Origin of the sequence: Nonomuraea zeae (assembly GCF_005889725.1) — a bacterium.
GTDB lineage: Bacteria > Actinomycetota > Actinomycetes > Streptosporangiales > Streptosporangiaceae > Nonomuraea > Nonomuraea zeae.
Genome location: NZ_VCKX01000566.1, coordinates 1 through 3,054 on the forward strand (window position 1 = coordinate 1; position 3,054 = coordinate 3,054).

2 protein-coding genes are annotated in these 3,054 nt (G+C 75.1%); both read left to right on the plus strand.

What is annotated here, in order from left to right:
- On the plus strand, positions 1 to 2,120 hold a 2,120-nt coding region (locus ETD85_RS61205), incomplete at its 5' end, for an ATP-binding protein (RefSeq protein WP_138698924.1).
- Positions 2,121 to 2,136: 16 nt separating this feature from the next.
- Positions 2,137 to 3,054, plus strand: a 918-nt coding sequence (locus tag ETD85_RS61210; RefSeq protein ID WP_138698925.1) for an alpha-amylase family glycosyl hydrolase, incomplete at its 3' end; no start/stop codon positions are given.

Sequence of the window (3,054 nt, forward strand, 5' to 3'; positions counted from 1 at the left end):
AGGTGTGTATAAGAGACAGGGCCCCCACCGTGCCGCCGCCCTACCAGTTACCCGCCGACATCCCGGACTTCACCGGCCGGACCGAGGCCGTGGCCGCCCTGACCCGCGCGCTGTCGGCCCAGGAACGGCGGCCGGACGGCCCCCCGTCGATCGCCGTGGTGGTCGGCCCGCCGGGAGTCGGCAAGTCGGCGCTGGCCGTGCACTGCGCGCACGCTGTGCGCGCCGGCTACCCCGCCGGGCAGCTCCACCTGTGCCTCGGCGGCACCGACCCCGCCCCGGCCGACCCCGCCGAACTGCTGGCCGAGGCCCTGCGCGCCCTCGGCGTCGGCGACAGCGCCCTGCCGCACACCCTGCACGAGCGCGCCGCGCTCTACCGCTCGCTGCTGGCCGAGCGGCCCATGCTCGTCTTCCTCGACGACGCCGCCGACGCCGCACAGGTACGGGCCCTGCTGCCCGGCAACGGCTGCGCGGTGCTCGTCACCAGCCGCCGGCGCATCACCGAGCTGCCCGGCACCCTGCTGCTGGAGCTGGACGTCCTCCCCGAGACCGAGGCCGAGCAGCTCCTGGCCCGCATCGTGGGGCCGCAACGGCTGGCCGGGGAACGCCCCGCCGCCCTGGCCATCCTCGACGCCTGCGGCCACCTGCCCCTGGCCATCAGAGTCGCCGGCGCCCGGCTGGCCGGCCGCCCCGGCTGGCCGCTCAGCGTGCTCCAGCAACGCCTGGCTGACGCCTCGACCAGGCTCGACGAGCTGCGCGCCGGCGACCTGGAGGTACGCGGCTCCTTCGAGCGCAGCACCCGCAAGCTGACCGGCGAGGCGGCCACCACCTTCCGCGCGCTCGGCCTGCTCGGTCCCGTCTCCCTGCCCGGCTGGGTCGCCGACGCCGTGCTGGACCGCGACCGCGCCGAAGCCGTCGTGGACTCCCTCGTGGACGCGAACCTCCTGCGCCTGGCCGGCACCGACGCGCTCGGCCAGCCCCGCTACCAGCTGCACGACCTGCTGCGCTGCGAGGCCAGGCAGGGCGCGGGCGGCGAGGCGGAACGCCAGGCGCTCGCCCGCGTGCTCGGCGGCTGGACCAGCGCCGCCGAGCACGCCACGGCCCGCCTGCCGACCACGCTGTTCAGCCTGACCCCCGAGGAGCCCGCCCGCTGGAGCCTGCCGGGCGAGACGCTCGGCCGGCTGACCGCCGACCCGCTGTCGTGGTTCGACGCCGAGCGGGAGTCGCTCGTGGAGGCCGTACGCCTGGCCGCCGACACCGGGCTGGCCACCTCCGCGTGGGGGCTGGCCGCGGCCCTCGTCCCCTACTTCGACCTGCACTGCCGCCTCGACGAGTGGCAGCTCACCCACCGGGTCGCCCTCGACAGCGCCCGCGCGGCCGGCGACCGCCGCGGCGAGGCCGCCATGCTGCGCGGGCTCGGCCAGGTCTGCCTCTACCAGGATCGCTACGCCGAGGCCGAGGACATGCTGCGCCGCGCCCGCGCGATCTTCCACGAGCTGGGCGACACCCGCGGCGAGGCGATCTCGATCTGCGGCCTGGGGGCGGCCAGCCAGTTCTCCGGCGGGCACCTGCGGGCGCTGGGGTTCTTCCGCCACGCCCTGGCCATGTTCCTGGCCGTCGGCGACCAGAACGGCGAAGCCTACGCCCGGCAGGCCATCGGCCGCGTCTACCTGTCCCTGCAGGATCTGCGCCAGGCCTCGCGCTGGCTGGGCGAGGCGCTGCGGCTGGCCAGGGAGCTCGGCGACGCCCACCGCGAAGGATGCGTCTCGATGCAGCTGGGCCGCCTGTACGACCTGAAGGCCGAGACCGACGAGGCGCTCCGCTGCCAGGGGCGGGCCCTGGACATCTTCGAGACGCTCGGCGACCGGCACTGCGGCGCGTACGCCATGCAGAGCCTCGGCGGGCTGCAGGCCGCCAGGGGCGACCGGTCCGACGGCTCCCACCGGCTGCAGGCCTCGCTGGCGATCTTCCAGCAGCTCGGCGACCGCAGCGGGGAGGCCAGCACGTTCCAGACGCTCGGCGAGCTCTACCGCTCGGCCGGGCGCACCGCGCTCGCCTCCCACTACCTGCACCGCGCGGTCGAGCTGCGACGGGAGCTGCGTGCGGGCGCCGGACAGCGGTGACGTACGGTATACAGGCATGAGCCCAGCGTGGAGTGACGAGGCGATCTGGTGGCACGTCTACCCCCTCGGCTTCACCGGTGCCCCGCCCACGTCCGCAGGTGCGGCCGGGCACCGGCTGCGGCGGCTGGAGCCGTGGCTCGGCCACGCGGCGGACCTGGGCTGCACCGGGGTGATGCTGGGCCCGATCTTCGCCTCCGAGACGCACGGCTACGACACCGTGGACCACTTCGCCATCGACCCGCGCCTCGGCGACGACGCCGACTTCGACGCCCTGGTCGCCCGGGCCCGCGAACACGGCCTGCGCATCGCGCTCGACGGCGTCTTCAACCACGTCGGCCGCTCCTTCACCGGCGACGCCGGCTGGCTCCGCCGGCAGCCGGGCGCGGCCGACTACGACACCTTCGAGGGACACGAGCGCCTGGTCGCGCTCGACCACGCCCAGGAGGCGGTCCAGGACTACGTGGCCTCGGTGCTCGGCCACTGGCTGGACCGGGGGGCCGACGGCTGGCGGCTGGACGCCGCCTACGCCGTACCGGCCGAGTTCTGGCGGCAGGTGCTGCCGCGCGTGCGCGCCCGCCACCCGCAGGCCTGGTTCGCCGGCGAGGTCATCCACGGCGACTACGCCGGCTACGTCGCCCGCTCGACCCTCGACTCCGTCACCCAGTACGAGCTGTGGAAGGCCATCTGGAGTTCGCTCAACGACCGCAACCTGTACGAGCTCGCGCACGCCCTCGGCCGCCACGACGACCTGCTCGCCACCTTCGCCCCCCTCACCTTCGTCGGCAACCACGACGTCACCAGGATCGCCAGCCGCCTCGACGACCACCGCCACCTCGGCCACGCCCTGGCCGTGCTGTTCACCGTCGGCGGCGTGCCCAGCGTCTACTACGGCGACGAGCTGGGCCTGGAAGGCGTCAAGGAAGAGCGCGAGGGC